We start from the raw sequence: 2,847 nt of genomic DNA on the forward strand, positions 1-2,847 counted from the left end.
CATTTTAAACAGATTTTTTCCAGGCTTTTTTCTAACATTCAACATTTCTGAATTAATACGTCTCCGTTACTATTCGTAATCTTCGTAATTAAATCCATACTATTATACTCTAAGTTCCAAGTTTCTCCATCCCTCGTAATACTCTTAATTCTTCCCCCTTCATCATAGGTATAGGTTTCGCTTCCTGTCTCAGTCATAATTTCTGTTAACTGATGAATATTATCATAGTAATAAGTCCCTTCAGCATCCCCATGACTTACTTCTAAACGATTACCATCAGCATCATAATCGTATTCAGTTTCATCAATTAAAGTTCCATTAGTATCATAGTAACTCTCTTTTATCACCCTTAAAGACTCATCATAATCTAATTCTACATAAGACCCATCTTCACGGATAATTTTAACAGGTTCTCCTGTTCCTTCTCTCACATATTCAATAGATGCTAATACCTCTCCTTCTACTGAAGTATGGGTTATCTTTTCTATCCAATCGGTATTTTCTTGATAACGATAAGTGGTTTTAATACCATTGGGTAAATTCCGTTCTGTTAAACGATTAATACTATCATAAATCATGACAGTTTCTCCCCCATTTGGATCAGTAACCTTGGTTAAGTTTCCTAAACTATCATATTCATAATAAGTGATATAACCTTCACTGGTTGGTGTTTCTTTAACCGTTACTGATGTGGTTCTTCCCAGTGGATCATATTCATATTCAATGCGTTGACCATTACTATAATCAATGGCTTCTAATTGTCCTGTATTCTCATCGTAATCATAAGTGGTTGTTCCTGTATTATCAGTAATACTTAATAAGTCTTGATTGGCATTCCATTGGGTTAATACTTCTCCTTCTAATGTAGAAGTTCGTCTAATTTCTTCTCCTAATTCGTTATATTCATAAGTAATAATAACTCCAGTAGGTAAAGTGACTTGAGATAGCTGATTATTCTCATCATAAACAAATTCTTTGACCCCACCATCAGCATAATTTGCCCTCTGTAAATTACCCTCATCATCATAACTGTAGGATAAAATAGTTTCATTGGTGGGACTATTAATAGAAGCTAATCCATAATCTTCATAAGTGTAAGTATAGGTTGTATCTCCTAAGTCTGTCGCTGAAATTAAACGACCACTCTCATCATAATTAAAGTGGCGATCTCTGCCTCCCCTATCAGTTACAATGGTGGGATAATCTGACCCCTCTAAAAGATTATTTTGATAGAGATATTCAACAGTGGTTTTTGTTCCATCTGCATAAATGGTTTCTGAGGGTAAATATTGATCTGTTTGAACATTGGTGGTTCGTCTTCCTAATGGATCAATGACAGTGCTAGTATTGATAGTATATTCATAAAACCAAGTGTTACCATTGCTATCGGTCATAGATTTAGTTTTACCGTCAGCATAATAGGTGTAACTGGTGGTATAACTGGTATTTTCATCAATAATAAGGGTACGACCTGTTAATTGACCAATAAGGTTATCAGCAATACCTGGGTCTGGGTCTTCTCCTACTAAAGTGTCATAATGAGATTGAGTAATAAACCCTGTTGCTTGGTCAATGACTCGCGTAACCCGTCCTAAAGCGTCGTATTCGTAGGTCGTTGTACTATCAGGGGTAATTTCTGTTTTTAAGCGTCCTGCTTCATCGTAGGTGAAGGTGAGGTCTTCTCCTGCTGGTGTTACCCACCCTCCTAACTTACCATCTTCAGTAAATTTCCGTTCAATTTGACCAATGGTAGGTGCATCCAATACCGTCCAATCACTTCCTGCACCTTCGTAACCATATTCTACATAGATTCCATCCCCATAATCAGCTTTAATTTCTCGTCCTGATTTATCATAGGTAAAGGTTGAAATGCCTTCATCATCGGTCATGGTAATAATGCGACCATTATTATCATAGGTAGACGTAATAATATTGCCTAAACTATCTTTAACGGTTCTAGCATTACCAAAAGCATCAAAATCACTATAATAACTTGTTCCGGTGGGGTCACTTTCTGAGGTAACATTTCCCTGATAATCATAGGTAAATGCTTGAATAATATTTCCTTCTCCATCGGTTAGGGAAAGTAAGTTTCCTCGACTGTCATAATTTTGATTAAATATTGCTCCTGTGGGTAAAATAACGGCTGTATTTTGATTATATTTATTGTAGGTATAACGAGTGATTTCAGGATTAGAATTACTGGGGTCATGTAAAGCAGTACGAGAAAGAACATTGCCACGACTATCATAGGTATATTCGATGATATTTCCATTAGCATCGGTGACTTTGATAACGTTGTTATTATCATCGTATTCGAGTAAGGTTTCGTGTCCTAAAGCATTAAGTTCTCGAATAACATTACCCCGTTGGTCGTATTCATGGATAGTTTGATTACCAAAGGCATCTTTAGTGATTTGAATATCATTGTCAGGGTCATAAATAAATTCAGTGGGGTCGCCATCTACATCGATAATCCTTTTCAATCGTCCATTTTCATCATATTCTGTCCTCACTGCTTCTCTATTCAACGGGTCAATTATTGTCTCTAAATAATGTTCCCTTTCCTCACTATAATCAAACTTAGTTTCATTTTCTTCCCTATCAATAACCTTAATTAAATCCCCATTCACATCATATTCATACTGAATAATATTATCGGATGGGTCAACAATTGATGTAATCCTTCCTTTGGCATCTCTTAAAAATTTAACCTCTACTCCTGTATCACTAATTATCCCACTTTCAGAGAAAGTCAACTTATTCCCATTAGTATCTGTAGCGGTTAATAAAAAAGTGTCAGGACTGAGAACAAGATTTGGTTACAATTTTCAACTTTAGGTACAA

At 35.6% G+C, this 2,847-nt stretch carries 1 protein-coding gene; it reads right to left on the minus strand.

Features of this window, described 5'->3' with window-relative positions; all coding sequences use genetic code 11:
* Positions 1–38: 38 nt before the first annotated feature.
* Positions 39–2,759, minus strand: coding sequence for a hypothetical protein (locus P9B04_RS19145; protein ID WP_342056569.1), 2,721 nt, complete (start codon positions 2,757–2,759; stop codon positions 39–41).
* Positions 2,760–2,847: the final 88 nt, after the last annotated feature.

This window comes from Crocosphaera sp. Alani8, assembly GCF_038442745.1.
GTDB lineage: Bacteria > Cyanobacteriota > Cyanobacteriia > Cyanobacteriales > Microcystaceae > Crocosphaera.